Source organism: Sinorhizobium sojae CCBAU 05684 (genome assembly GCF_002288525.1).
Lineage (GTDB): Bacteria > Pseudomonadota > Alphaproteobacteria > Rhizobiales > Rhizobiaceae > Sinorhizobium > Sinorhizobium sojae.
The window spans coordinates 310,590-334,933 of sequence record NZ_CP023068.1; the positions used below are offsets into that span (position 1 = coordinate 310,590).

Annotated in this window: 23 protein-coding genes; 4 read left to right on the plus strand and 19 right to left on the minus strand. The window is 63.2% G+C overall.

Features of this window, described 5'->3' with window-relative positions:
• Positions 1-81 precede the first annotated feature (81 nt).
• Positions 82-756, plus strand: coding sequence for an HAD family hydrolase (locus tag SJ05684_RS19130; RefSeq protein WP_034854548.1), 675 nt, complete (start codon positions 82-84; stop codon positions 754-756).
• A gap of 36 nt (positions 757-792) precedes the next feature.
• On the opposite strand, the gene SJ05684_RS19135 is transcribed toward SJ05684_RS19130, so the two are convergent.
• Positions 793-981 (minus strand): DUF2735 domain-containing protein, encoded by a 189-nt coding sequence (locus SJ05684_RS19135; protein WP_034854547.1) that lies wholly within the window; start codon positions 979-981, stop codon positions 793-795.
• Positions 982-1,468: 487 nt separating this feature from the next.
• On the opposite strand from SJ05684_RS19135, the gene SJ05684_RS19140 reads away from it, so the two are divergent.
• Positions 1,469-2,503, plus strand: coding sequence for a glutamine synthetase beta-grasp domain-containing protein (locus tag SJ05684_RS19140; protein WP_034854546.1), 1,035 nt, complete (start codon positions 1,469-1,471; stop codon positions 2,501-2,503).
• 165 nt (positions 2,504-2,668) lie between these two features.
• Here SJ05684_RS19140 and SJ05684_RS19145 read toward each other — a convergent pair whose 3' ends face one another.
• From SJ05684_RS19145 to SJ05684_RS19170, 6 genes are all read right to left on the minus strand, one after another.
• Positions 2,669-3,442 (minus strand): TIGR01458 family HAD-type hydrolase, encoded by a 774-nt coding sequence (locus tag SJ05684_RS19145; protein WP_034854545.1) that lies wholly within the window; start codon positions 3,440-3,442, stop codon positions 2,669-2,671.
• 268 nt (positions 3,443-3,710) lie between these two features.
• A complete protein-coding gene (locus SJ05684_RS19150) occupies positions 3,711-3,872 on the minus strand; it encodes a hypothetical protein (protein WP_085939058.1) in 162 nt (53 codons plus the stop codon).
• A 147-nt stretch (positions 3,873-4,019) separates the two neighbouring features.
• On the minus strand, positions 4,020-5,537 hold the full coding sequence (locus SJ05684_RS19155; RefSeq protein WP_034854544.1) for a tripartite tricarboxylate transporter permease: 1,518 nt from the start codon (positions 5,535-5,537) through the stop codon (positions 4,020-4,022).
• Positions 5,538-5,552: 15 nt separating this feature from the next.
• A complete protein-coding gene (locus SJ05684_RS19160) occupies positions 5,553-6,044 on the minus strand; it encodes a tripartite tricarboxylate transporter TctB family protein (RefSeq protein WP_034854543.1) in 492 nt (163 codons plus the stop codon).
• A complete protein-coding gene (locus SJ05684_RS19165) occupies positions 6,041-6,985 on the minus strand; it encodes a Bug family tripartite tricarboxylate transporter substrate binding protein (RefSeq protein WP_034854542.1) in 945 nt (314 codons plus the stop codon). The genes SJ05684_RS19160 and SJ05684_RS19165 overlap by 4 nt, the downstream gene beginning before the upstream one ends.
• A 241-nt stretch (positions 6,986-7,226) precedes the next feature.
• Positions 7,227-8,294 carry an ABC transporter substrate-binding protein gene (locus tag SJ05684_RS19170; RefSeq protein WP_034854541.1) on the minus strand — a complete coding sequence of 356 codons (1,068 nt, stop codon included), beginning with the start codon at positions 8,292-8,294 and terminating at the stop codon, positions 7,227-7,229.
• Positions 8,295-8,373: 79 nt separating this feature from the next.
• Between SJ05684_RS19170 and SJ05684_RS19175 the strand changes: the two genes are divergently transcribed.
• Positions 8,374-9,051, plus strand: a complete 678-nt coding sequence (locus SJ05684_RS19175) for a response regulator transcription factor (RefSeq protein WP_034854540.1) — start codon at positions 8,374-8,376, stop codon at positions 9,049-9,051.
• On the plus strand, positions 9,048-10,427 hold the full coding sequence (locus tag SJ05684_RS19180; RefSeq protein WP_034854539.1) for a sensor histidine kinase: 1,380 nt from the start codon (positions 9,048-9,050) through the stop codon (positions 10,425-10,427). The genes SJ05684_RS19175 and SJ05684_RS19180 overlap by 4 nt, the downstream gene beginning before the upstream one ends.
• Positions 10,428-10,547: 120 nt before the next feature.
• Here SJ05684_RS19180 and SJ05684_RS19185 read toward each other — a convergent pair whose 3' ends face one another.
• The 12 genes from SJ05684_RS19185 to SJ05684_RS19240 all read right to left on the minus strand — a co-directional run bounded on the left by SJ05684_RS19185 (position 10,548) and on the right by SJ05684_RS19240 (position 24,284).
• Positions 10,548-11,573, minus strand: a complete 1,026-nt coding sequence (locus SJ05684_RS19185; RefSeq protein ID WP_034854538.1) for an ABC transporter permease — start codon at positions 11,571-11,573, stop codon at positions 10,548-10,550.
• Positions 11,574-11,606: 33 nt separating this feature from the next.
• Complete coding sequence (locus SJ05684_RS19190; protein WP_034854586.1) at positions 11,607-13,148, minus strand: sugar ABC transporter ATP-binding protein; 1,542 nt, start codon at positions 13,146-13,148, stop codon at positions 11,607-11,609.
• A gap of 140 nt (positions 13,149-13,288) precedes the next feature.
• Entirely contained in the window at positions 13,289-14,218 is a 930-nt protein-coding gene (locus SJ05684_RS19195) for a sugar ABC transporter substrate-binding protein (RefSeq protein WP_034854537.1), read from the minus strand.
• 239 nt (positions 14,219-14,457) lie between these two features.
• Positions 14,458-15,267, minus strand: a complete 810-nt coding sequence (locus SJ05684_RS19200; protein WP_034854536.1) for a TIM barrel protein — start codon at positions 15,265-15,267, stop codon at positions 14,458-14,460.
• 226 nt (positions 15,268-15,493) lie between these two features.
• Positions 15,494-16,390 carry an NAD(P)-dependent oxidoreductase gene (locus tag SJ05684_RS19205; RefSeq protein WP_034854535.1) on the minus strand — a complete coding sequence of 299 codons (897 nt, stop codon included), beginning with the start codon at positions 16,388-16,390 and terminating at the stop codon, positions 15,494-15,496.
• A gap of 171 nt (positions 16,391-16,561) precedes the next feature.
• Positions 16,562-17,335, minus strand: a complete 774-nt coding sequence (locus SJ05684_RS19210; RefSeq protein ID WP_034854534.1) for an exodeoxyribonuclease III — start codon at positions 17,333-17,335, stop codon at positions 16,562-16,564.
• Between the two features lie 12 nt (positions 17,336-17,347).
• Entirely contained in the window at positions 17,348-17,989 is a 642-nt protein-coding gene (locus tag SJ05684_RS19215; protein WP_034854533.1) for an alpha/beta hydrolase family protein, read from the minus strand.
• A gap of 1 nt (position 17,990) precedes the next feature.
• Entirely contained in the window at positions 17,991-19,076 is a 1,086-nt protein-coding gene (locus SJ05684_RS19220) for a tetratricopeptide repeat protein (protein WP_034854532.1), read from the minus strand.
• Positions 19,076-19,963 (minus strand): non-homologous end joining protein Ku, encoded by an 888-nt coding sequence (ku, locus tag SJ05684_RS19225; RefSeq protein ID WP_034854531.1) that lies wholly within the window; start codon positions 19,961-19,963, stop codon positions 19,076-19,078. The genes SJ05684_RS19220 and ku overlap by 1 nt, the downstream gene beginning before the upstream one ends.
• 25 nt (positions 19,964-19,988) lie before the next feature.
• A complete protein-coding gene (gene ligD, locus SJ05684_RS19230) occupies positions 19,989-22,445 on the minus strand; it encodes a DNA ligase D (RefSeq protein WP_034854530.1) in 2,457 nt (818 codons plus the stop codon).
• 75 nt (positions 22,446-22,520) lie between these two features.
• Positions 22,521-23,357, minus strand: a complete 837-nt coding sequence (locus SJ05684_RS19235) for a bifunctional allantoicase/(S)-ureidoglycine aminohydrolase (RefSeq protein WP_034854529.1) — start codon at positions 23,355-23,357, stop codon at positions 22,521-22,523.
• 105 nt (positions 23,358-23,462) lie between these two features.
• Entirely contained in the window at positions 23,463-24,284 is an 822-nt protein-coding gene (locus SJ05684_RS19240; protein ID WP_034854527.1) for an IclR family transcriptional regulator, read from the minus strand.
• Between the last annotated feature and the right edge of the window lie 60 nt (positions 24,285-24,344).

Consider the following 24,344-nt stretch of genomic DNA (forward strand, 5'->3'; position numbering starts at 1 on the left):
TACGCGCGACGCTGTAGTCTTATCCGCGGAGCGCGCCATATCTGTAGCGGCACCATAGAGTCGGAAAACGGGAGAAGCTGTATGCGTATTGAACCGGTGTTCCTGTTCGATCTGGACGGCACGCTCGTCGACAGCGTCTATCAACACGTACTCGCCTGGAAAGAGGCGCTCGACGACGAAGGCATCGATCTCTCTGTCTGGCGAATCCATCGCAAGATCGGCATGAGCGGCGGCCTCTTTACCGATCAGCTGCTGCGCGAAACGAACATGGAGTTCAGCGAGGAACGCGTGGCGCGGCTGCGCCAGCGCCATGCCGAGGCTTACAAGCGGCAGGCGGATCGCATCAGGCCGCTACCCGGCGCGCGCGAACTCCTTGCCTGGCTTACCGACGCGAAAATTTCCTGGGCAATTGCGACCAGCGGCCGCCTGGAGACCGCCGCCGTCAATCTCGTGGCCCTTGGCGTCGACCCGGCCGCGGTCCCGGTGGTTACGCGAGACCTCGTCAAATATGCCAAGCCGGATCCGGATCTGTTTCTCGCCGCTGCCGAGCAACTCGGCGCCCCGATCGAAACGGCTGTGGTCGTCGGCGACAGCATTTGGGACATGCTCGCAGCAGTGCGCTGCCGGGCGCTGGGTGTGGGGCTGTTAAGTGGCGGCTACGGTCGTGACGAACTCAGGGACGCCGGCGCCTACCGCATCTTTGAAGACCCCGCCGACATGCTCGTCCACATCGATGAACTCGGCGGGCGTCGCTGACCGCGGCAGGTGTTCACAGGCGGCAGCTACCGCCACTCAGTGCCTGGTGTTTTCTTCCTGGAGCGCGTCTTCGTGGTACCAGCAGCCGTCGACGGCCACGCATACCTCCGACGAGGCGACGTCCATTCTTTCCTTTGCTTCCAGCCGACGCTCGTCGGCCTTCCGGGGGATTCTTTTCGGAAACTGCAGGATCGTCGCGGACTTGCCGTGTAAACTCGTGGCCATGCTCTGGTCTCCCGTGAGTCCTATCGAAAGATAGTATGTCGCGCCAGAAATTGCACATGATTTGCGCGAAATGCCGAAAAAATATTCAATCTGGTGCCGGAATCGTTAGCACTCCTGATTGTTCGCCGTTCTGGGGTGGTTCGCGGTGCGCTTTTTTAAGCAGTCGTTTTGTTCGATGCATCCAGGGGGCATAGCTTGCCGCTTTGGGCGACTGGCGTGTCATGCGTCAGAAAAATCAACACCGTGGCGAGAAGCTGCGGCCCGGCACCGGACGAATGCCGGCGCTCATGGGCCGCGTCGACCGCCCGGCAGACAGCCCTGATTCCGGTTTGAATCCGGTTGTTGCCGAAAAAAGAGTCTAGTCGGCCGTCGAACTGGCACGCTTGATGCTTTGAGAGGATTGATCCCTGGTGGTCGAGCCGCGCGTGCCGCGTCCAGGCCGACAGGTTTTGCTCAACCCTCGAAGCACACGTTAGAGAGATCGCTAATGACCAAGTATAAGCTCGAGTACATCTGGCTCGATGGCTACACGCCCGTTCCAAATCTCCGCGGCAAGACGCAGATCAAGGAATTCGACGCGTTTCCGACGCTCGAACAGCTTCCGCTCTGGGGCTTCGACGGAAGCTCGACGATGCAGGCCGAGGGCCGCAGCTCCGATTGCGTATTGAAGCCGGTTGCCGTCTATCCGGACCCGGTTCGCACCAACGGCGTACTGGTCATGTGCGAAGTCATGATGCCGGACGGCAAGACGCCGCATCCGTCGAACAGCCGTGCCACGATCATCGATGACGAAGGCGCCTGGTTCGGCTTCGAGCAGGAATATTTCTTCTACAAGAACGGCCGTCCGCTCGGCTTCCCGGAGCAGGGCTATCCGGCACCGCAGGGTCCGTATTACACCGGCGTCGGCTACAAGAACGTCGGCGACATCGCACGCCAGATCGTCGAAGAGCATCTCGATATCTGCCTGGCTGCCGGCATCAACCATGAAGGCATCAACGCCGAAGTGGCCAAGGGTCAGTGGGAATTCCAGGTCTTCGGCAAGGGCTCCAAGAAAGCTGCCGACGAAGTCTGGATGGCGCGCTACCTGTTGCAGCGCCTGACGGAAAAATACGGCGTCGACGTCGAGTACCACTGCAAGCCGCTCGGCGACACGGACTGGAACGGCTCGGGCATGCACTGCAACTTCTCGACCGCCTATATGCGTGAAGTCGGCGGTAAGGACTATTTCGAAGCGCTCATGGCCGCCTTCGAAGAGAACCTGCATGAGCACATCGAGGTTTACGGCCCGGACAACCACATGCGCCTCACGGGCAAGCATGAGACCGCACCGTGGAACAAGTTCAGCTACGGCGTTGCCGACCGTGGCGCATCGATCCGCGTACCGCACAGCTTCGTCAACAACGGCTATCGCGGCTACCTCGAAGATCGCCGTCCGAACTCCCAGGGCGACCCCTACCAGATCGCCTCCCGCGTTCTGAAGACGATCGTCAGCGTCTCGACGGAAGTATCGAAGGTCGCCTGAGGCATCGGCCGAGAATCGGACCCGATTTTCGGAAAGCGATGCGTGGGCTCACAGTCTTACAGCGTGTTTTGTGCGTCCTGAAGGACGCACGGCGCTGTAGCGGTCTCAATCCTCCCAAGGATGTTTCATGGCGTCGGCCCCGCGGGCCGGCGCCATGATTTCTTTTCAGGCGCCCCCTTGCGCAAGGATCCAGTCGGCAGCGGCCGAAATATCGCGCACCGTTGCGGTCGGGGACGGCTCGAAACGCGCCTCGTCACCCTCGCGATACTTGCCCGTGCGCACCAGAAGCGCTTGTCCCAGGCCGGCTCTGAGCGCACCGGCGACATCGGTTTCAGCGTCGTCTCCGACCATTACGGCTTCCGCCGCCGGGCAGGGAATGGTGGCGAGTGCAGAACGGAAGAAATCGGGCGCCGGCTTGCCGAGCACGATCGACTTTGTCTGGCTCGCATATTCAAGCGCCGCGACAAAGGGGCCCGCATCGAGGCTCAATTGTCCGTCTTCATCCTTGAATGTCCGGTTCGGCGCGAGCGCCAGCAATTCGGCGCCGCCGATCAGCTGCCGGAACGCCTCGTTCAGCGACCTGTAGTGGAAGGCGTCGCCCGCGTCGCCGACGACTACTGCCTTTTGGTCGGTCACGGGAAGGTCGTGAAAATCGGAATTGAGGTCGGGGTGAACCAGAAGGTGTGGCGATCGGCGGTGATCGCGAAGCCAGTTGCACGCCGCCTCGGCGGGCGTGAACAGTTCCTCGCTCGAAACGGAAAGCCCATGATTTGCGAGCCGTTCGAGTACCGCATGCTTCGTCGAGCGGGTGGTGTTGCTGACGAAACGGAGTGGAAGACCGGACGCGCGCAGGCGGGAAACGGCTTCCGCCGCTCCGGAAATGGCCCTGTTGCCATCATAGACGACCCCCGCAAGGTCCAGAAGCACAGCATTGATCATACGGTGATGATCGCACTCAGGTGCTGCCGGTCAAGCCTGGGGGGCGCGGTCGGTCAATCGAGCTCTTTTGCGGGAACAGAACCGGCTGCTGGGACCGGGGAATTTGCGGCTTGGCCGCGGCAGCGCCAGCCGCCGCGCATCTACCGCATGTCCCCTTTTCAGGACAAAGACATGCAGCAATTCAAGTGCTACAGCGACCTTTGGGCGTCTGATAAGACGCGCGGCGCTGTAGTTGATGGTCGGCCGCCTTCTCAGCGCCGATATCGTGTCAGCCCCGGCGGGTGTCCGGGAAGTTCGCCGGGTCGATGCCGAGTGTGCGGAGATCCCGCTCGCGCGGGCGACGGTTGCCTTCGACAGCCGCGGCTGCCGCGGTTGCTGCTCCAAGCACGGCGAAGGCGCGGCCAATGAAACCCATGCGGTTCTTGCTCATCTCTTTGCTCACTTTCCTTGCTTTTATGAGTTGAAGATGGGCGTCCAGGGCGTCTTTTGCAATGCACAAAACCTCAGCCCAGCCATGCAACGCAAGCAGGCCCGGCCGGGTTTGCCGGCCGGGCCTGAATCTCGTCCAGAGCGCGGGTCAGTCTTCGCTGGCGGCGAGTTGCGTCAGCACGTCGCCGCGCCCGCGTGCCCGCATGATCAGCGGCACGATGAACGCGAGCGCAGCAATCACCAGCAGCACCGCTGCGATCGGCGAGGTGAAGAGCACGGTGACATCCCCCTGACTGATCGACAGCGCCCGGCGCAACTGCTGCTCGGCGAGCGGCCCGAGGATCAGGCCGACGACCACCGGTGCGATCGGATAGCCGAAGACGCGCATGATATAGCCGAGCAGGCCGAAGGCGAGCAGCATGCCGAGTTCGAACACGGAGGGGTTGGCGCCGATGGTGCCGAGCGTCGCGAACAACAGGATGCCGGCGTAGAGCCACGGCCTCGGGATCGTCAGAAGTCTCACCCAGAGGCCGATCAGCGGCAGGTTGAGGACCAGCAGCATGAAATTGGCGATAAGCAGGCTGGCGATCAGGCCCCAGACCAGTTGCGGGTTGGTAGCAAAGAGCAGCGGTCCCGGCTGAAGGCCGAATTGCTGAAAGCCGGCCAGCATGATTGCGGCGGTCGCCGTGGTCGGCAGGCCGAGGGTCAGGAGCGGCACCAGCGTGCCGGCGGCGGAGGCGTTGTTGGCGGCTTCCGGTCCGGCGACGCCTTCGATCGCGCCATTGCCGAATTCCTCCGGGTGCTTGGTCAGGCGCTTCTCGGCCGCATAGGACAGGAACGTGCCGATTTCGGCGCCGCCTGCCGGCATCGCGCCGATCGGAAAGCCGATGAACGTGCCGCGCAACCAAGGCTTCCAGGAACGCGCCCAGTCCGCGGCACTCATCCAGACCGAACCTCGGACGGCCTCGACCTTGTCGGGCCCGCGGTCGCCCTGGGCAGCGATGAAGAGGCTTTCGCCAATCGCAAACATGGCAACGGCGAGCGTCGTCACTTCGATGCCGTCCAGCAGGTCCGGCACGCCGAAGGAAAGGCGCGTCTGCCCGGTCAGCTGGTCGATGCCTATGATGGCGAAGGTAAGGCCGACGAAGAGCGAGGTGAGCCCCCGCAGGGCCGAGTCGCCGAAGGCCGAGGACACGGTGACGAAGGCGAGGACCATGAGCGCGAAATATTCGCGAGGGCCGAAGACGAGCGCCAGCTTAACGATATAGGGGGCGATGAAGGCTAGCCCCATCGTCGCGATCAGGCCGGCGACGAAGGAGCCGATCGCGGCTGTCGCGAGCGCAGGGCCGCCGCGTCCGGCGCGGGCCATCTTGTTGCCCTCGAGCGCCGTGACGATCGAGGCGCTTTCGCCAGGCGTGTTGAGCAGGATCGATGTGGTCGAACCGCCATACATGCCGCCATAATAGATGCCGGCAAACATGATCAGCGAGCCGGCGGGATCTAGCTGATAGGTGACTGGCAGCAGCAGCGCGACCGTGAGAGCCGGGCCGATGCCCGGCAGCACGCCGACGGCGGTGCCGAGCGTCACGCCGATCAGCGCGTAGAGCAGGTTCATCGGCTGGGCAGCAACCAGCAGCCCCTGCATCAGGAAATCAAAAGTACCCATGGTCCGGCGGCCTCTTTAGAAGAACAGGCGTTCAAGTGGTCCTGCCGGCAGCGACAGTTGCAGGAGCTTGGCGAAGATCACCCACACGACAAAGCTGAAGGCGATGCCGATCGGCACCGACAGCCACAGCTTGCGCTTGCCGAAGCCGCGCGCAGCAAGCGCGAAAAGCATGCCAGTAGCGATCGAAAAACCGAGCGTGTTCAGGAGCAGCATCTGCGCCACAAGCCCGCCGACGATCCAGGCGACCGGGCCGATCTCCTGATGGTCGCGTTCGGGGAAGTCGCCCCTCAGCGCCTCGACTGCCGTCCACACCGCCAGTGCGATGAGACAGAAGGCAATTGCATAGGGCACAGTGGTCGGGCCGACTTGAGAATAGCCGGCGAGACCTGTCAGGCGGGACACGTCCCAGAAAATGACGCCCGCAATAACCGCCAGCACGGCGGCGATGGTGAGCGCCGCCCAATCAGGGCGGCGCGTCTGGGTCGAAGGGTGGTTTCCCTGGTTCATTTTACCAGCCCGATGTCCTTCAGAACGGCTTCGGTGGCGGCAATGTCCTTTGTAAGCTGTTCTTCGAAGGCATCACCGGCGAGATAGGTGTCCTGCCAGCCCTTGGTCTTCAGGACGTCCTGCCAGGCGGCGGACTTGGCGACCTTCTCGATATCCGCGGTGATGGCGGCTTCCTGTTCCTCGGTGAGACCAGGGGCCGCGGCGATCATGCGCCAGTTCTCGACGACCACGTCGAGGCCGGATTCCTTCAAGGTCGGGGCATCGATGCCTTCGATGCGCTCGGCGCTGGAGACGGCAAGCAGACGGAGGGCGCCGGCCTTGATCTGTGATTCGAACTCGCCATAGCCCGAGATGCCGGCGGTCACCTGGCTGCCGAGGATTGCGGCCAGCGCTTCGCCCCCGCCGGAATAGGCGATGTAATTGATCTTCGTCGGATCGACGCCGGCAGCCTTTGCGACCAGGCCGACGGTGATATGGTCGGTACCGCCGGCCGAACCGCCCGCCCAGGAGACGGCGCCCGGATCCTTCTTAAGCGCCTCGACGAGGTCAGACATTGTCTGGATTTCGGACGAAGCCGGAACGACGATCGCCTCGTATTCGCCGGTCAGGCGCGCGATCGGGGTAACGTCCTTGAGCGTGACGGGAGAATTGTTGGTCAGGATCGCGCCGACCATGACGTAGCCGCCGACGAGCAGCGCATTCGGGTTGCCCTTCTGCTGGCTCGCAAACTGGGCAAGGCCGATGGTGCCGCCTGCGCCCGGAACGTTCTGCACCTGCACGTTGCCGGAAATGCCTTCCTGCTGCATCACGGTCTGCAGCGAACGGGCCGTCTGGTCCCAACCGCCGCCGGGATTTGCCGGCGCAATGATCGTGTAGTCAGCAGCATAGGCGGGCAGCGCGAGGGCGCCGGCGAGAATGGATGCCAGGAAAAAGTGTTTCAAAGTCGTTCCTCCGTGAGCGCGCGGGTACATTCCCGCACATGTGACTGTCGTTGCGAACGGGAGAAACGGACAGCTGACGTCAGGGCGGTAGCCTCCGACGGGATTGGCGCCCTTCCTCCCGATGCGCCGCCGGCACCCGCCTCCACGGTCCGCCGACGACGTAAAGCCATCATAGAAAGCTGACATTAACCTGACATCAAGGGCTTGTCGCGTAAACGCTTTGCTTCGGCTGTCGATAATTTCACTGCTGTCTGAGCGCCTCGTTCCAGCGAGCGATCAGGCGGGCACGCTTGACCTGGTCGAGATAGACCATCAGGCCGGGACTGACCGGTACCGGTTTCAACTGACCTCCGAGCATCTCCCGCATCGTGTTGGCCGTGTTCTCGCCGGCGACCTCGGGGCTGACTGCGGGAATCTGCAGTTCGCGCGCCATGATCGTCTGGCCTTCCTTGGACATGAAAAACTCCAGATAGCGTCGGCCGAGCTCCGGAGTGGCGGCCGCTTGCGGCACCAACCCGATGCGCGACATCACCACGGTGTAGTCCTTCGGCAGTACGATGCCGAGGTCGGGGTCGCGCGAGGCCCAGTCGGCGGCATAGGAGCCTAAGATGTTGTAGCCGAGGACGAAGCGGCCGTCCGCCACGCGCTCCAGGATCGCCTGGCTGGTCGAATAGAGCTTGACGCCGGCCGCCCCCATCGCTCGGATCACGCTCCAGATATCGCCGAACTGTTCCTGATCGCGCGCCATGAAGAGGAAGCCGACCCCCGATCGCTCGATGTCATAGGTGCCGACGCGGCCGAATACGGCAGTTTCTGCCCGCTCCAGATACTCGACCAATTCCGCGCGCGTTGACGGCGGGGGCTCTTCGGTGAAACTCGGCTTGTGGTAGACGAAGACCGCCGGCTCGAAGGTGAGGGCATAGGCGGTGTTGCGCCAATTCGCCCAGTCCGGCCAACGTGCGCTCATGGGCACGTCGCTACGCTGGGCGTAGCCGTCATTGCTGAGCTTGACCTGCAAGTCCATCGCCGAGGAAAAAGCGAAATCGGCCGTTTTCTTCCCCGAGTCGGTCTCCTCGACAATTCGGTCGTATATCTCCCCCGTCAGCATGTCCTCGTAGCGTACGGCCACATCGGGGTTGGCCTTTTGGAAGCCAAGGATCATCGGTCGCGCCAGCGGCTCGTCAAGCGAGGAGTAGACGACGAGAACGGGCGCGGCGGGATTACCGGACGCAGCCGGGAAGAGCACCGCCGCCGCGCAGGCGAGCGACGCCGACAGCAACCAAAAAGCGAAAGAAATCAAGCAGCGCATAATTTCACAATGCCTGACGCGGACGCCGTTCACAAGAAAGGTTGCGATCGATAGAGTGATCCCAGGGGGGAGGCGATACTTGCGTATCTTGCTTGTTGAGGACAATCGGGCCCTGGCGGAGGGCCTTTCGACGCTCCTGCGCGGAAGCGGCTATGCGGTCGACGTCGTGGGAGACGGCGCGTCGGCGCATGCCGTCGCTGCGGCCGAGACCTTCGACCTGGTGATCCTGGATCTCAATCTGCCGGAAATGGACGGGCTCGACGTACTGCGCGCGATGCGGGGGCGCCAGAACCGGGCGGCTGTCCTGATCCTGACGGCACGCGGTTCGCCGGAGGAGCGGGTGAAGGGACTCGATCTCGGTGCCGACGATTATCTGATCAAGCCCTTCGACATCGGCGAGTTCGAAGCGCGTGTGCGCGTCCTGTTGCGGCGCCAGGCGGGCCTGCGCAGTTCGATCGTCAGCTACGGCAGCGTCTCGCTGGACCTCACCGCCCGCAGCTTCTCCGCCGGCGGCGTGCCGATCGAAATTCCCGCGCGCGAACTCGGCCTGCTCGAACTACTTTTCATGCGCGCCGGCAAGGTGGTCGCGAAGGATGCGATCGTGCAGTCGCTTACTGGCCTCGACGATGATCTCAGCGCCAATGCGATCGAGCAATATGTGAGCCGCCTGCGCAAGCGTCTCGCACCATACGGCCTGACCGTGCGCACCGCGCGCGGCATCGGCTATTATCTCGAGAAGGCGGCCAATTCCGAATGAGGACCGTGGTCTATTCGCTCCGGCGCAGGCTGCTCGGCTGGCTTCTCATTTCGACTGCCGTCATTGGCGTCATCGCCTTGATCGACACCTATCGGGAAGCCGTCAAAACGGCAAATTCCGTCTCGGACCGCGTCCTCGCGGGTTCGGCGCTTGCGATTGCGGAGCGGGTCGTCGTCGCCGAGGATGGCACGCTGCAGGTCGATATTCCCTATGTGGCACTCGAAATGCTGACGTCGGCCGCGCAGGACAGGGTTTTCTATCGGGTGGACGGTCCTCCGGGGCGGTTCATTACCGGCTATCAGACGTTGCCCTCGCCTGAGGAGCCCGGGGGCCAGTCGACGCGCTTTGCCGACGCGGCGTTCCGAGGTGAGCCCATCAGGCTCGCAGTGCTTCGGCGCTCCGCTTCGACAGGGGTCAACTCCGTGCCCTTCGTGGTGACGGTAGCCGAGACGACGATCGCCAGACGCCAGCTGACCCAGACAATCCTGCTGCATTCGGCCCTGCGCCTCGGACTGATGATTGCAGGTGCCGCGGTGATCGTCTGGATTGCCGTCACCTTCTCGCTGCGGCCGCTTTATCGCCTCGGCGATGCGATCGCCGAGCGTAGTCCAGACGACCTCCATCCGATCCGCGAGCGCGTGCCCAGCGAGGTGCAGGGGTTGGTAGATACGGTCAATTCCTTCATGGTGCGCCTGCAGTCGGCCCTGGACGCCCTTCGCAACTTCACCGGCAATGCCAGCCATCAGTTGCGGACGCCGCTCGCGATCATCCGGACACAGCTTGCGCTGGCGCGCCGCGCGGCAACGCTCGAGGAGGCGCGCGGCGCCGCGCTGAAGGCCGACGAGGCGGTCGCCAATGCGGAGCGTATTCTCGCGCAATTGCTCCTGATGGCGAAGATCGACGCGGCGGCGAAGGAAAAGGCGCGCGGGACGGAGCGGATCGAACTTGCGGGGCTTGCGCGCGCCATAACCGCCGAGCATGTGCCGGCAGCGGGCGATGCGGATATCGACCTCGGCTTTGCCGGAGAAGGGGAGCACCGCATCCGGGCCGAACCCCTTCTCGTCGGAGAACTGCTGAAGAATCTCATTGGAAACGCGCTCCTCTATGCCGGTCGCGGCGCCGAGGTGACCGTGCGCGTCGAAGGGCGCAAGGGCTATGTCGCCCTGGAGGTCGAGGATAACGGCCCGGGCATCAGACAGGAACTACGCGAAGCCGTGCTCAAGCGTTTCCGGCGGGGCGGCAACGAGTCGCCCGGCACGGGTCTCGGTCTGCCAATCGTCGAGGAGATCGCTGCTCTCTACGGTGGCGCGATGCGGCTGGAAGACGGCGCGGGTGGTCGAGGGCTGAAGGTGACCGTAACCTTTCCTGCAGCATGAGGCGTCGAGGGATCGTGGACGCCCGCGGGGCGCCGATCGAGAGAGGCCTGCAGACAGAAAAATGCCGGGACGAATTTCTTCATCCCGGCCAGGCACTGCGCTGGGAGAGCAGAAAAGTGCTTACGCCTTCTTGCGGCCTTTCTGGCGATAGACGTCGGCGACGACGGCGGCGATGATGATCATCCCCTTGACGATTTCCTGGTAGTAGGCGTCCACCCGGAGGAAGGTGAAGCCGGAGGTCATCACGCCGAGGATGACGGTGCCGATGACCGTGCCGGTGACGCGGCCGACGCCGCCGGTCAGCGAGGTGCCGCCGATGACGGTCGCGGCGATCGCATCGAGCTCGTACATGACACCCATGCCGGCCTGGGCAGTCTGGGCGCGGGCAGCGGTGACGACGCCGGCGAGGCCCGCCAGCATGCCGGCAATCGCATAGACCTTGACTAGATGTGCTTCGACATTGATGCCCGAGACGCGCGCCGCCTGGACATTGGCGCCGATCGCATAGGTAAACTTGCCGTAGCGCGTATAGCGCAGCGCAATGTGGAAGATGAGCGCGACGACGAGGAAGACCACGACTGGCCAGATGCCCGTGCCGATGAAGTTGAACTCTTCGGTGAGGCCGGAAACCGGCTGACCCTTGGTGTACCACTTGGAGACACCGCGCGCCGACACCATCATGCCGAGGGTGGCGATGAAGGGCGGAATCTTCGTCCTGGCAATCAATTGGCCGTTGATGAAGCCGGCCACGAAGCCAATTCCGACGCCGATGCCGATCGGCACGATTGCCGGCAGGTCGGTAAGCGAAGGATAGAGTGCACGCGGCCAGGTGGAGGCCTGTGCAAAGCTCGCCGAAATCATCGCCGTCATGCCGACGACGGAGCCGGACGACAGATCGATGCCGCCGGTGATGATCACCTGCGTGACGCCGACGGCGATGATGCCGATCACCGAGACCTGGAGGATCATGATCGTCAGGCGCTGGGAATTCATGAGGAAGCTCTGGCCGACGAAAAGCCAGCCGAGAATTTCATAGACCAGCGCGATCCCAATCAGCACCAGGAAAATATTGAACTCGGGCGGCATGCGCCGTTTCGCTCCGGCGAGCGGCGCAGTCGTCCTATGTGCAGCGATATTGGTGTCCACTTTTCATTCCTCCCTGCGGTCGGCATCACGCGCCTAGCGCGCGGCAAGTTCCATGACCTTGATTTGGGTGGCTTCCGCCCTGTCGAGAAAGCCTGTGACCCGGCCTTCATGCATCACCATGATCCGGTCGCTCATGCCGAGCACTTCCGGCATTTCCGACGAGATCATGACGACGGCGACGCCGTTGCGGGCGAGTTCGGTCACAAGCCGATGGATTTCGGCCTTGGCGCCGACGTCGATGCCGCGCGTCGGTTCATCGAGAATGAGAATGCGCGGATTGGTGAGCAGCCACCGGCCGATCAGCACCTTCTGCTGGTTGCCGCCCGAAAGGTTCTCGATGCGCTCATGCAGGTTGGGCGTCTTGACGCGCAGCTTACGGCTCATTTCCTCGCAGGCGGCGGCAACCTCCTTCTCGCTGACGAAGCCGCCCTTGACGAACTTGTCCTGCAGCACGGCGATCTGCATGTTCTCGAGAATGTCGAGAATCAATAGGCAACCGGTATCCTTGCGGTCTTCGGTCAGGAACGCCATCCGGTTGCGGATCGCCGTATTGGGGGAGTCGATGACAAGTTCTTTGCCGTCGATCGAGATCGTGCCCGAGCTTGCCGGGGTGACACCGAACAGCGTTTCGGCGACGTTCGAGCGGCCGGAGCCGACGAGGCCGGCGAGGCCGAGGATTTCGCCGGCGCGCACGTCGAAGGAGACGTCCTGGAAGACGCCGTCGAGCGTCAGGTTCTTCACCGAAAGGACGACGTTGCCGATTGGCACCTCCTCCTTCGGGAACATCTGGGTGATCTCGCGGCCGACCATCATGCGGATGATGTCGTCGCGGGTCACTTCGCTCGAGGCATGGGTGCCGATATATTTGCCATCGCGGAACACCGAGAATTCATCGGCGATCTCAAACAACTCGTTCATCTTGTGCGTGATGTAGACGATGCCGATGCCCTGCGAGCGCAGGTCGCGGATGATCTCGAAGAGATGCGCCACCTCGCGGTCGGTCAGCGCCGAGGTCGGCTCGTCCATGATGAGAACGTCGGACTCGTAGGAGACGGCCTTGGCGATTTCCACCATCTGCCGGTTGGCGACAGAGAGGTGGCGGACCTCGATATCCGGGTCGAGGTGGATCTTCAGGCGCTCGAAGAGCTTTGCCGTCATGCGGCGCATCTCGCCGTGGTCGACGAAGCCGAAGCGGTTCTTCGGCTCGCGGCGGATCCAGATGTTTTCGGCGACCGTCATGAAGGGCATCAGGTTCAGTTCCTGATGGATCATGGCGATACCGTTCTCCAGCGCATCGAGCGGCGACTGCAACTGGATATCGACACCCCTGAGTTTCACCGAACCCTTGTCCGGGTGGTAGATGCCGGCGAGGATTTTCATCAGTGTCGACTTGCCGGCGCCGTTTTCGCCCATCAGCGCATGGACGGTGCCGCGCTTCAGCTTGAACTCGACGTCGTCGAGCGCGACGACCCCCGGGAATTCCTTGCGGACGCCTTCAGCAGTCAGGAGATATTCGGCATTGGGTATGGCACCGCTGGCGCGCACGGCTGCCATCGTCGTGGGACTGAGCGTCATTCTCATTGCCTCCCATTTTCCGGTATCGACCGGAACGTCCTCGCGGCGGGCGGAAGTGCCTTCTAATGGGCTCTTTCAGAGCCTCGGGCGGGACTTGTTTCTAGGGGAAGCGCGGCGTCGGCCGCGCTCCCGGAGAACGATCAGTTCTTTGCCTGGTAGTCGGCGAGGTTGTCCTTCGTAACCAGTTCGAAGGGAATGTAGACCTTCTTGTCAACCGACTCGCCCTTGGCGAGCTTGAGGGCGGCATCGACCGAACCCTTGCCCTGACCGGCGGCGTTCTGGAAGACAGTCACGTCGAGATCGCCGGCAGCCATCGCGGCAAGCGCATCCTGCGTGGCATCGATGCCGGCAACGACGACCGAGTCCATCGAGCGGCCGGCGGCCTTCAGTGCCTGGATGGCGCCGATTGCCATTTCGTCGTTGTTGGCGATGACGGCATCGAACTCGATACCGGCCGAAAGCCAGTTGGTCATGAGGTCGGAGCCCTGGGTACGCGACCAGTTCGCGGTCTGCTCTTCGACGACCTCGATGCCCTTGCAGGCGTCTGTCCCAAGGACGTCATGGATGTCTTTGGTGCGCATGCGGGCAGCCTGGTTGGACAGTTCGCCCATCATCACCACGGCCTTGCCCTTGCCGCCGAGCAGCTTGCAGACTTCCTGCGTCTGAAGCGTGCCGGATTCGCGTTCGTCGGAAGCGACGAAGGCCTGCTTTTCCGGGAGCGTGTCGATGTTCACCGGCTCGCGGTTGACATAAACCAGCGGAATGCCGGCATCTTCGGCAATCTTCGACAGGGCCGCGGTGGCGTCGGTGTCAACCGGGTTGACGATGATGGCGTCGACGCCGGCAGCGATGAAGTTCTGGATCTGGCTCTGCTGCTTGGCGACGTCGTTCTGGGCGTCTTCGATCTGCAGTTCGACGCCGTCGATCGTCTCGGCGTAGTCCTGCATGCCGTTGCGCAGGACCGTCAGGAAATTGTCGTCGAAGAGCGCCATCGAAACGCCGATGGTCTCCGCATGCGCAGCCGTCGACATCATGACGGCGATGGCGGTGCCCAGGATAAATTTCTTCATTGTCTTTCTCCTCCACATTCGGTGCCGGCGACACCTTACTCTCGTTGGCCGGAAATTCGATCCTTTCAGATCAAGCTCATCCCCACCCGGAAGCAGTGTTCCACTTCCCTCCGCTGAAAACGGAACAAACAAACTAGCGGTTTGTCGTGACGGAATATGTATTCCATTTTATCCGGGCGCCGTCAAGCCTATCTTGCAACGCCCGGATCGATTTCCGCTCTTGACCTCGCGTGCGGCAATCAGGCCTGCGCCTGCAAATAGGTCATGCTTTCGCGCACGGCTTCTGCCGGGTCGCTCAGGCCATGCACCGAAGGAGCGAAAGGCTCGAAGGAGAAGGTACCTTCATACCCCTCTGCGCGAAGGCGCCGGATCTGGCCCGCATTGTCCAGCCGGTCCGCGGCGTCGACCAACACACGGTGCGGATCGCGCATGTCGGCGACGGCAACGGCATCGTCCGCGACGCCGGAAATGTGCACCAGCCCCGTCAGTTCAGGAAAGAATGCATCTTCGCCGGCAAGGTGGTGGTGGAAGGTGTCGTGCACGAGGCGGAAGGTCGATCCGCCGATCTCGCGAACCGCTTCGGCCGCTTCGGATTTCGAGCGCAGCGAGCAGATTTTGAAGCCCAAGGGCTCGACGAGGCCGATGATCCCCGCCTCGTCGAGAAGCGGCTTGAGCGCCTCGAGCGCCGTTCTGAGGTTCGCCTGGCGTTCCCCATCCGCCTGGCCGCTGCCGTCGTTGACGGGGACCAATACGAGCGCCTGGGCGCCGCAATCGCGGGCATAGGCGATGAGGTCGCGCGCCTCGGCGTCGCGCGCCGCGTTCCACTCGTTGAAGCGCTGCAGGGCGTTGATCGAGATGATTTTCAGGCCGTGCTTTTCAGCGAGCGTCTTTACCGCCTCCGGCTTCGTCCCGTCGAGAATGGCGTTGCCGGCAAGGTCGTTGCGGATCTCTACGGCCGAAATTCCAAGGGACTTCGCGAGTTCGAAAAAGGCGTCGAGCGGCAGGTTCGGCGCCGTCATATGATTGAGCGCAAAAGGAAGGGCCGTCATGATGAATGTTTCCTCCAGGAATGTTTCGATTGGCTGCCGTGCAGGATCGGAACGTTTGTTCCATTTTGATCGAAGGCACATTTGCCATTTGAGCGCAGGCAGTCAAAGCCGCATGCGGTCGTCGGTCTCGCATTTATGCGAGATAATATTTCGGCAATGATGGTATTCTCTCATTGCGCAGGTGGTCGCGGCGGTGACCGGCAATCGAAGTGCCGACTGCGGCGTGTCACTCCTGCTTGGGCAAGCCATTCGCCTCGGCGATGAAGTCCGACAGCATCGGCACATAGTCCTCGCCCCGGCCGGCGCCGACCGCCTGGGCAAAGGAGTTGCGCACGGCCGCGCCGATCGGGTTTGCCGCGCCGCAGGCATTGGCGAAGCCCGCGAGATAGCTCATGTCCTTGAAGCCGTTGCGGATCGCGAATTTATGCGCATTCGGATCGCGCTCCAGTACCCAGCGGAAGAAGGTCTGGTAGAAGGGGCAATCCATGCGCCCGCCGCGAATGACGCTGTCGAAGACTTGCGGCGTAAGCCCGGCCTGGCGGCCGAGCATCAGCGCCTCGGAATAAAGCGCGGCATAGCCCATCGACAGAAAGTTGTTGAGAAGCTTCATCGTATGGCCGGTGCCGGTCGGACCCGTATGGACGATGCGGCCGGCAAAACATTCGAGCACCGGCCGAATCCGGCGCAGGTCCTCCTCCACGCCTCCGACCATGACGTCGAGCGTGCCGGCGGCCGCGTCCGCCGGCGTGCGGCTGAGCGGCGCATCGACGAGCGTGATATTCTTGCGGGCGAGATCCGCGGCAAGCTTCATGGTGACGGACGGATCGGAGGTGGAGCAATCGACGATGGTGACCGGCCGCGCTGCGGCCGCGATGCCATCCGCACCTTCAATCACTGCAAGCACTTCCGGCGAACCGGTGACGCACAGCACGATGACGTCGCAACCTTCCGCCATCTCGCGCGGCGTCCTCACCTCCCTTGCGCCATCGGCGACAAGCGCTTCGACCGGCGCCCGGTTGCGGTGCGCCATGACCGTGAGCGGCCAACCCTTCTTCAGGATATTCGCTGCCATGCCCTGACCCATGAGCCCGAGCCCGATGAAACCCACAGTCACTTTCGTCATCGTCTATCTCCCTGTCGCTCTCTTCCTATCGTGCACGATTGGCGGGGGACCACCAGACCCAAATAGTAGCCTCGCTCCTACAGCGCCGCGCCTCTCATCAGGCGCCCAAAGAATTGCTGCATGTCTTTTTCCTTAAACCGAGGCCGACTTAGGGAAAAACATGCAGTGGGCCTAGCTTAGCAGCGAGATCCATACCGGCGCGTGGTCGCTGGCGTTCTCGCGGCCGCGGACGGCCCGGTCGATTCCGGCGGCGGTAAGCCGGCGCGCGAGTTTGCGGCTCAAGAGGATGTGGTCGAGGCGAAGGCCCCAATTGCGCTGCCAGCGGTTGCGGCGATAGTCCCAGAAAGTGAAGAGTTCTTCATCCGGACAGCGCTTGCGCAGGGCGTCGGTCCAGCCCTGGTCGAGCAAGTCTCGAAAGGCTGCACGGCTTTCCGGCTGCACGAGGGCATTGTCGTCGTAGGAGTGGGTCGGGTAGATGTCGTGCGGCTCGGGTACGATATTGTAGTCGCCGGCGAGCACGACCGGCAGGCCGGTTTCGAAGAGCGTTGCCGCATGGCGGGCAAAACGCGCATGCCAGGCGAGTTTGTAGTCGAATTTCGGTCCTGGCCGCGGATTGCCGTTCGGAGCGTAGAGCGAGACGACAAGAATCCCGTTGACGGCCGCCTCGATATAGCGGCTCTGGCTGTCGGACGGGTCGCCGGGCAATTCGGCGCGCGTCAGGATCGGTTCGACGTTCCGGGCGAGGATCGCGACGCCGTTCCAGGCCGACTGCCCGCGCCAGACGGCGCCGTAGCCGGCGCTTTCGATCGCCGATCTCGGGAATTGCTCATCCGTCGCCTTCAGTTCCTGCAGACAAACGACATCGGGCTCGGCCTCTTCCAGCCAGGCGAGGAGGTTTTCGAGCCGCTTGTTCACGCCATTGATGTTGAAGGTGGCGAGCTTCATGGCGCGGCCGGCTCAGCGGACGAGGGTTCCGATCCAGCCGCCGACCGCTTCGGCCACCCTCTTCAGATGATCGGCGGTCGAGAAGCCGGATATGCGCTTGCGGGGTTTGAGGTCGTGGTCGCCGTCCTCTAGCCAGAGGATTTCGATCGGGTCGGAGAGCGTATAGCCCTGCACCTCTTCCCGTGTGCCGAATTCATCCCGTGTTCCCTGGCAGATCAGCGTCGGCGTCCGGAGTTCTGCGAGGTGGCGGGTGCGGAGCTGCTCCGGTTTGGCCGGCGGGTGGAACGGATAGCCGAGGCAGAGCAGCCCGACGATTTTCCCCGCGGCGTAAAGGTCGTCGGCGATCATGCTGGCGACGCGTCCGCCCATCGATTTGCCGCCGATGACGAGCGGCCCGGTGGCGGCGAGCGCGGCCACGGCGGCCTCGTATTCCGGCTTCAATGTTTCGGCGCGAGGCGGGGGCTTCCGGCCCTCGGCCGACCGGCGCGCCGCCATGTAGCCGAATTCAAAGCGGGCGACGCGGAAGCCGGCACCGGCAAGTGCCAGGGCTGTGGCCGTCATCGAGGCCGAATCCATCGGCGCGCCGGCGCCATGGGCGAGAAGAATGGTGGCGGGCGCATCCTGCGGACCGTCGAACAGAAAATTTGCGCCCATCTCAGCCCGCCGTCTTCGATAACAGGTGAAGGTTCACGAACCGCACGCCGCGCTCGGCCGTGCGAGCCCATTCGGAGTCCCTGTCGAGCTCGAGATAGCGGATCCACCAGCGCCGTGCTTCGCCGAGATTGCCGGCATCAAATTCGAGCTTTGCCAGGTTGAAGACCGCGTCCGCATATTCGCCGTCAAGCGCGATCGCCTTTGCCAGGTGCCGGCGGGCGGCGTTGATGTGGCCTCGCTCGCTGACGAGTCCGGCAAGGTTGAACCAGGCCTCGGCGAAAGTGGGATCGAGCTTGAGCGCGCGGACATAGTCATGCACGGCCTCCGTTTCGCGGCCGGCCGCCATCAGGCAATTGGCGCGGTTGAAGGCGGCGACGGAATCCGTGCGATCGATGGCGAGGTAGCGCCGGTAGATCGCCGCCGCCTCGTCGTAGTCGCCCGCCTCTTCGGCCTCTTCGGCCTCGGCGAAAAGTTCTTCGAGCGCCAGTTCGTCCGGAACGTCGAGGGCGAGCAGCAATTGGCCGTCAAGCTCGCTCAGGCCTTCGGCACGACGCGCATAGATCGTGTCGCTGCCTTGGTGGTGAAGCGAGAGTGCAGTCAGAGACGCGATTTGCCCAGAACGGTGCACGGATCGGGCGATCACACTCCAACTGGCCCCGCTCGCAATCAATCCGGCATATTTGCGGGCAAGGATCAGGTCGCGGAACGAATAGGGCTCGCTGTCATGCTCGAAGGCGTCGAACAGAGAGAGGAGGTCGACGAGGCGCGGGGCGAGCGCGGACTGATCGATCAGCGATTGCCGCGTCAGCGATGCCGTTAACGTCGCGGGCGCCAGCCCGAGCAGCCGCAGGAAGCCGCTTTCGCTGAGGAGGTGCCGATCCTCGCCGGCCTCGCGTTCGACCCGGGCCTGGATATCGGCCTCGGTGGCCTTGGCCAGCAGACCGCGGCCGAAGACCACGCAAGCGGTCTGACGCGTGACCCCGCGCCTCAGATGCCCGCCTTGCCGCTCGACCTCTCTCGCGAGCAGCCGACGCGGGAATGACGAAAGCGCGCCGAATGAACCGAATATTTGGCCTGCGACCGCCATCAGGCCTTCTTCTTGGCGGCGGACTTGGCTGGTGCGCGCTTGGTTGCGGCGGTTTTTGCTGTCTGCGGGGCGGCCGGTTCGACTTTAGCCTTGCTCTTGCTCGGGGCGGGCGGCTTTGCCTGCGAGAGGCTCGCCTTCAGCGCGTCCATGAGATTGATGACGTTCCCGCGTTCGGGCGCTGCCGCGATGATCGGCTTGTGGCCCTTGAGCTTCTCGCGGATCATCTTCATCAGCGCCGCCTCGTATCGGTCTTCGTAGTTCTTCGGGTCGAAGACCGTGACCTTCTGCTTTATGAGCGCCTCTGCAAGCTCGAGCATTTCCGGATCGGGATTGCCGACCGGGATGTTGCCGAAGTAATCGGCCGTGCGGCGCACCTCATTGGGGTTGCGCAAGGTGCAGACGAACATGCCGGTCTCGCGCGGGCCGATGGTGACGACGCGCTCGCGGCTCGAGAGCACGAGGCGTGCGATTGCGAGCTTGCCGGTTCTGCGGAGCGCCTCGCGAAGCACGATGAAGGTCTCCTCCGCCATGGCACCGTCCGGCGCCAGGTAATAGGGCGCGTCGCGGTAGATGACGTCCACGGTCTCTTCCTCGACGAAGGCCTCGATATTCATCGTGTGGTTGGATTCGATCTTGACGCTTTCCAGGTCGGAATCCTCGATGAGGATGTACTTCTTATCCTCGTATTCGTAGCCCTTGACGAGGTCTGAGCGTTCCACCAGGCCAAGTTCCGGATCGACCGGTTTCATATTGATCCGGTTGTGCGTGTCCTTGTGCAGCTGATTGAAAGTGATGCGATCGCTCGTCGAAGTGGCTGGGTAGAGCCGTACCGGACAGCTCACGAGGCTCAGTCTCAGATAGCCTTTCCAACTTGCCCTGGGTGCCATGATGGTCTCCTGCGCGGCAACGCGGTTACTTCCCGGACATGAGCGGCAAGTCCCTGGCATATGCGTCGATTTCGCCCCAGGGATCGCCGGACGTGGCCAGAAGGCCGGGAAGCGAAGAATAGTTTAAATCCTCGGGGGCGTCGATAGTTTCAAGATCGTTCCAGTTGAGTGGGGTGGACGCGGGCAGATTCGTGCGGGCTCGCAGCGAATAGGGCGCAACCGCGGTATGCCCGCGGGCGTTGCGATGGATATCGATGAAGATCCGCTTTGCACGTTTTCCCTTGCTCATCGTGGTGATGAAGGTCTCCGGCGCGGTAGCCGCGAGCCGGGCGGCTATGCCGCCGGTCGCCTGGTGCACTTTCTTCCATTCATGTTTCGGTTTGATCGGCACGACCACATGGATACCCTTGCCGCCCGACGTCTTGACGAAGGGTATGAGATTGAGCGCTTCAAGCTCCTGCCTGATGTGAACGGCCGCCTCGACCACCTCGCGCCAGCCGATGCCTTCGCCCGGATCGAGGTCGAAGACGACGCGATCGGGCTTTTCCAACCGCTTTCGCGTCGACCCCCAGCTATGGAATTCGACGACACCGAATTGCGCCAGTGCCAAGTAGCCCTTTGCGTCCTCCACCGACAGATAGGTTTTCGGCTCGCCCTCCGAACTCATGGCCTCGAAACCCGCCACCGAAGGCGGCATGCCGGTGAAGGGGTGGCGCTGGAAGAAGCAGTCTTGCGGCCGCCCCGTCGGGCAGCGCACGAGCGAGACCGGGCGTCCGAGGATGTGCGGCAGCATGAAATCGCCGACGGCGGCGTAGTAGACGGCGACATCGAGCTTGGTGGGCCCGGACTTGCCGAACAGGCGGCGCGTCGGATTGGTGATGGAGATGCCGGCGAGGTCGGCGTCGGAGATCAGGCGTGTCCGGCCCGTCGCCGCAGGCGTCGAAAGCTCGACCTCCCGAAGTCCCTTGAAAACCGGGTGGCGAAGCACGTTGTCCGTCGTGCGGTTGCCGTAGTGGATGCGTGCCGTCAGCACAGGCCGCACCCAGATGATCTCCTTCGGCGCCCCTTCGAGCTTTGCCGCGCCCTCGCGTAGCGGCTCCAGTCTCTCCCGCAACTGCTTGAGCATCGCGGCGTCGAAGCCGGTGCCTACCTTGCCGCGATATTTCAGTTCGCCGTCCACCCACTCGCCCAGCGCCAGCGCGCCGATGCCTTCGGCGGCTTCCGACAGGGTATAGCCGGCAATGACGAAATCATCCGCCTTGGGCGCCTTGGTCTTGGTCCAGCTCTTGGAGCGTCCGCTCTGATAGGGCGCCGATGCGCGCTTTGAGATGATCCCTTCCAGGCCCATCTCGGAGGCTTGCGCGTAGAAAGCGCGACCTTCGCCGGTGACGTGGTCGCTGTACTGGATGGCAAAGCTTGTCGATACATGCGCCTCGAGCAATTGCTTCAGCAATTCCTTTCGCCGTTCGAGCGGGACGTTCATGAGGTTCCAGCCGTCGAGATGGACGATGTCGAAGGCGTAGAAGACCAGCCTGTTTTCTGCCCCGCTCGAGAGTGCCTCCTGCAGAAGCGCGAAGTGGCTGACTCCTTGGTCGTCGAGCGCGACGATCTCGCCGTCGATGATGGCCTCGCGACACGGCAGGCGGCGGAATGCCTCCGGCAGGTCGCCGTAGCGCCTCGTCCAATCCAGGCCCCCGCGGGTGATAAGCCGCACCTCGTCTCCGGCCTTGTACGCCATGGTGCGATAACCGTCGAATTTGATCTCGTGCAGCCAGATCTCGCGAGTCGCAATGCTGTCTGGAGGGGTGGCGGTGGCCGTGGCAAGCTGTGGCCCGATCCTCGCCGGCATCGGCCCTTTCGCCGCTCCCGGAAGAGCGCCGGGGTTGAGCTTGACGGGCTTCGCAGGCGGTTTAAGCTTCTCAACCAGTTCCTCGATCCGCCGCCCGGATTTGACGCTTTCCGGCCGGGCGGCGAGAATGTCCGTGGAAGGGTCGGCGGCCGGGTCTCGCTCCTTGAAGAGAAGCCAGTTGCGCTTTTCCTCTTCACCGGGCTTCGGCTTCAGCCGCGCCAGCATCCAGCCGCCCTTGAGTTTTTCGCCCGCAAGGCGAAACTTGAAGGCGCCTTTGCGCAGGCTCTCGTCAATGTCGTCCATCGGCGCCCAGACACCCGTGTCCCAGACGATCATCGGCCCGCCGCCATATTCCCCCTCGGGGATCACGCCCTCGAAGTCGATATAGTCGAGCGGATGATCCTCCGTCTCGACCGCCAGCCGTTTGTCGGCAGGGTTGAGCGACGGCCCTTTGGGCACAGCCCAGCTTTTCAGCACGCCGCCGACCTCAAGCCTCAGGTCGTAGTGATCGGATGTCGCATGGTGCTTATGCACGACGAAACGGTTGCCGTCGCCGGCAAGGCGGCCGGCCGGTTCCGGCGTCTTCGAAAAATCCCGCTTCTTGCGGTAGGCCTCGAGCTTCGATGTCGCCATTCTCCAAGGCTACGGCCGATCCGCGGAAGCCGCAATATCACGGTCAGCCGGGGCGGGAGCTTCCCCGGCGCCGGGTCAGGCGAAGCGGCCGGGCGTGCCGAGCGCCATATGGCGGTTGACGTCCTTGTAGAGCAGGTAACGGAACTTGCCCGGCCCGCCGGCATAGCAGGCCTGGGGGCAGAAGGCTCTCAGCCACATATAGTCGCCGGCTTCGACCTCGACCCAGTCGGAGTTGAGGCGATAGACCGCCTTGCCTTCGAGCACGTAGAGCCCGTGCTCCATGACATGGGTCTCCATGAAGGGGATGGTTCCGCCGGGCTCGAAGGTGACGATCGTCACATGCATGTCGTGGCGCATGTCGGAAGGGTCGACGAAGCGGGTGGTCGCCCAGCGGCCGTCCGTGTCCGGCATCGGCGTCGGCGCGATCTCGCGTTCGTTGGTGACGATCGGATCGGGAACGGGAAGTCCCTCGACCTTCTCATAGGCTTTGCGGATCCAGTGGAAGCGGGTGGCGGTGGTTCCGTCGTTGTGCAGGCTCCATTCGCTGCCGGGCGGGATGTAGGCATAGCTGCCGGGCTGCATCCGGTGCGATTGTCCGTTGATCGTCAGGCGGAACTCGCCGTCCACGACGAACAGCACGCCCTCGGCGCGCGGGTCGGCTTCCGGCCGGTCGCTCCCGCCCGAGGGTCCTACTTCCATGATATATTGCGAGAAGGTCTCGGCGAAGCCCGACAGCGGTCGCGAGAGCACCCAGAGCCGCGTATTCGTCCAGAAGGGGAGATGGCTCGTGACGATGTCGCGCATGACGCCCTTCGGGATGATGGCGTAGGCTTCGGTGAACACTGCCCGGTCGGTCAGAAGGTTCGTCTGCGGCGGGTGCCCGCCCGCTGGGAAATAATAGTTGCTCTTCATCTTTTTCGCCTGTCGAAGTGGCTGTCGGACCGGGTTCGGTCGAGCCCGGTGGTGGATTGTGGAGCCGCCCTTGTCGCAGCCCGTGCTCTGGGAGAGATCGACACGCTAGCGCCGTGCCGGCCTGTGCCCCCCGATCGCGCAAGTCAATTCGTCCGCAGTCCGGCGTACAACCGGGCCGAGGCTTGCGAGCTTCTCATCGTCGATGCGAACCGTGGGGCCCGAGACTGAAATGCCGCCGATCGCCTCGCCATACTCGTTGAAGATCGGCGCGGCGATGCAGCGCATACCGAGCGTTTGCTCCTCGTCATCGAGCGACCAGCCGCGGTCGCGGATTTCTTTGATGTTGACCATGAGAGCGGGCAGCGCGTCGAGGGTGCGGTCGGTGAAGTGCGCGAGCGGTCTGTCGTTGAAGGCATTAGCTATCTCGGTGTCGGACCAGGTCGAAAGGATCGCCTTGCCGATGCCCGACGCATGGATAGGCCCCCGCCGGCCCGGCCGGAAGAAGGCGCGCATCGGCGCGTGGCTTTCGACTTGCGAGATGAAGACGACTTCACCGTTATCCTCGATGCCTATATTTGCCGTTTCGCCGCTTTCCTCCATCAGGTGCTGCAGGAAAGGCCGGCTGATCGCGCCGAGCTTGCGGAAGCGCAGGAAAGCATTGCCGATCGCGAACGCCTTGACGCCGATCGTCCAGGTGCCCGTGTCGCCGTCATGTGTGACCATGCCGTGGCCGGCAAGCGAGGTCAGCAGCCGGTGTACCGTCGAAGGCGCCATGCCGGTGCGTTCCGAGAGCGAGGTCAGCGTCGAGCCATCGCCCTCGGCGATGATCGCAAGGAGCGACAGGGCCCGATCTAGCACCTGGACGGAGGAGGGAGCGGCATTTGCCGCGGCCTTGCGTCCGCGCTTTCCCTTAACCGTCAATTCCATAGGCCTCTCCAAATCACTGGCGACCATAATGCTCTACCGCGATTGCGTTCGATTTTCCCA

Bases quoted from the DNA above. Each gene is read 5' to 3' on its own strand.
- SJ05684_RS19145 (WP_034854545.1), bottom strand. From the start codon at position 3,442: ATGATCAATGCTGTGCTTCTGGACCTTGCGGGGGTCGTCTATGATGGC.
- SJ05684_RS19130 (WP_034854548.1), top strand. From the start codon at position 82: ATGCGTATTGAACCGGTGTTCCTGTTCGATCTGGACGGCACGCTCGTC.
- ligD (WP_034854530.1), bottom strand. From the start codon at position 22,445: ATGGCGACATCGAAGCTCGAGGCCTACCGCAAGAAGCGGGATTTTTCG.
- ku (WP_034854531.1), bottom strand. From the start codon at position 19,963: ATGGCACCCAGGGCAAGTTGGAAAGGCTATCTGAGACTGAGCCTCGTG.
- SJ05684_RS19160 (WP_034854543.1), bottom strand. From the start codon at position 6,044: ATGAACCAGGGAAACCACCCTTCGACCCAGACGCGCCGCCCTGATTGG.
- SJ05684_RS19180 (WP_034854539.1), top strand. From the start codon at position 9,048: ATGAGGACCGTGGTCTATTCGCTCCGGCGCAGGCTGCTCGGCTGGCTT.
- SJ05684_RS19240 (WP_034854527.1), bottom strand. From the start codon at position 24,284: ATGGAATTGACGGTTAAGGGAAAGCGCGGACGCAAGGCCGCGGCAAAT.
- SJ05684_RS19210 (WP_034854534.1), bottom strand. From the start codon at position 17,335: ATGAAGCTCGCCACCTTCAACATCAATGGCGTGAACAAGCGGCTCGAA.
- SJ05684_RS19195 (WP_034854537.1), bottom strand. From the start codon at position 14,218: ATGAAGAAATTTATCCTGGGCACCGCCATCGCCGTCATGATGTCGACG.
- SJ05684_RS19190 (WP_034854586.1), bottom strand. From the start codon at position 13,148: ATGACGCTCAGTCCCACGACGATGGCAGCCGTGCGCGCCAGCGGTGCC.
- SJ05684_RS19155 (WP_034854544.1), bottom strand. From the start codon at position 5,537: ATGGGTACTTTTGATTTCCTGATGCAGGGGCTGCTGGTTGCTGCCCAG.
- SJ05684_RS19170 (WP_034854541.1), bottom strand. From the start codon at position 8,294: ATGCGCTGCTTGATTTCTTTCGCTTTTTGGTTGCTGTCGGCGTCGCTC.
- SJ05684_RS19220 (WP_034854532.1), bottom strand. From the start codon at position 19,076: ATGGCGGTCGCAGGCCAAATATTCGGTTCATTCGGCGCGCTTTCGTCA.
- SJ05684_RS19150 (WP_085939058.1), bottom strand. From the start codon at position 3,872: ATGAGCAAGAACCGCATGGGTTTCATTGGCCGCGCCTTCGCCGTGCTT.
- SJ05684_RS19135 (WP_034854547.1), bottom strand. From the start codon at position 981: ATGGCCACGAGTTTACACGGCAAGTCCGCGACGATCCTGCAGTTTCCG.
- SJ05684_RS19205 (WP_034854535.1), bottom strand. From the start codon at position 16,390: ATGACGAAAGTGACTGTGGGTTTCATCGGGCTCGGGCTCATGGGTCAG.
- SJ05684_RS19140 (WP_034854546.1), top strand. From the start codon at position 1,469: ATGACCAAGTATAAGCTCGAGTACATCTGGCTCGATGGCTACACGCCC.
- SJ05684_RS19200 (WP_034854536.1), bottom strand. From the start codon at position 15,267: ATGACGGCCCTTCCTTTTGCGCTCAATCATATGACGGCGCCGAACCTG.
- SJ05684_RS19235 (WP_034854529.1), bottom strand. From the start codon at position 23,357: ATGAAGAGCAACTATTATTTCCCAGCGGGCGGGCACCCGCCGCAGACG.
- SJ05684_RS19215 (WP_034854533.1), bottom strand. From the start codon at position 17,989: ATGGGCGCAAATTTTCTGTTCGACGGTCCGCAGGATGCGCCCGCCACC.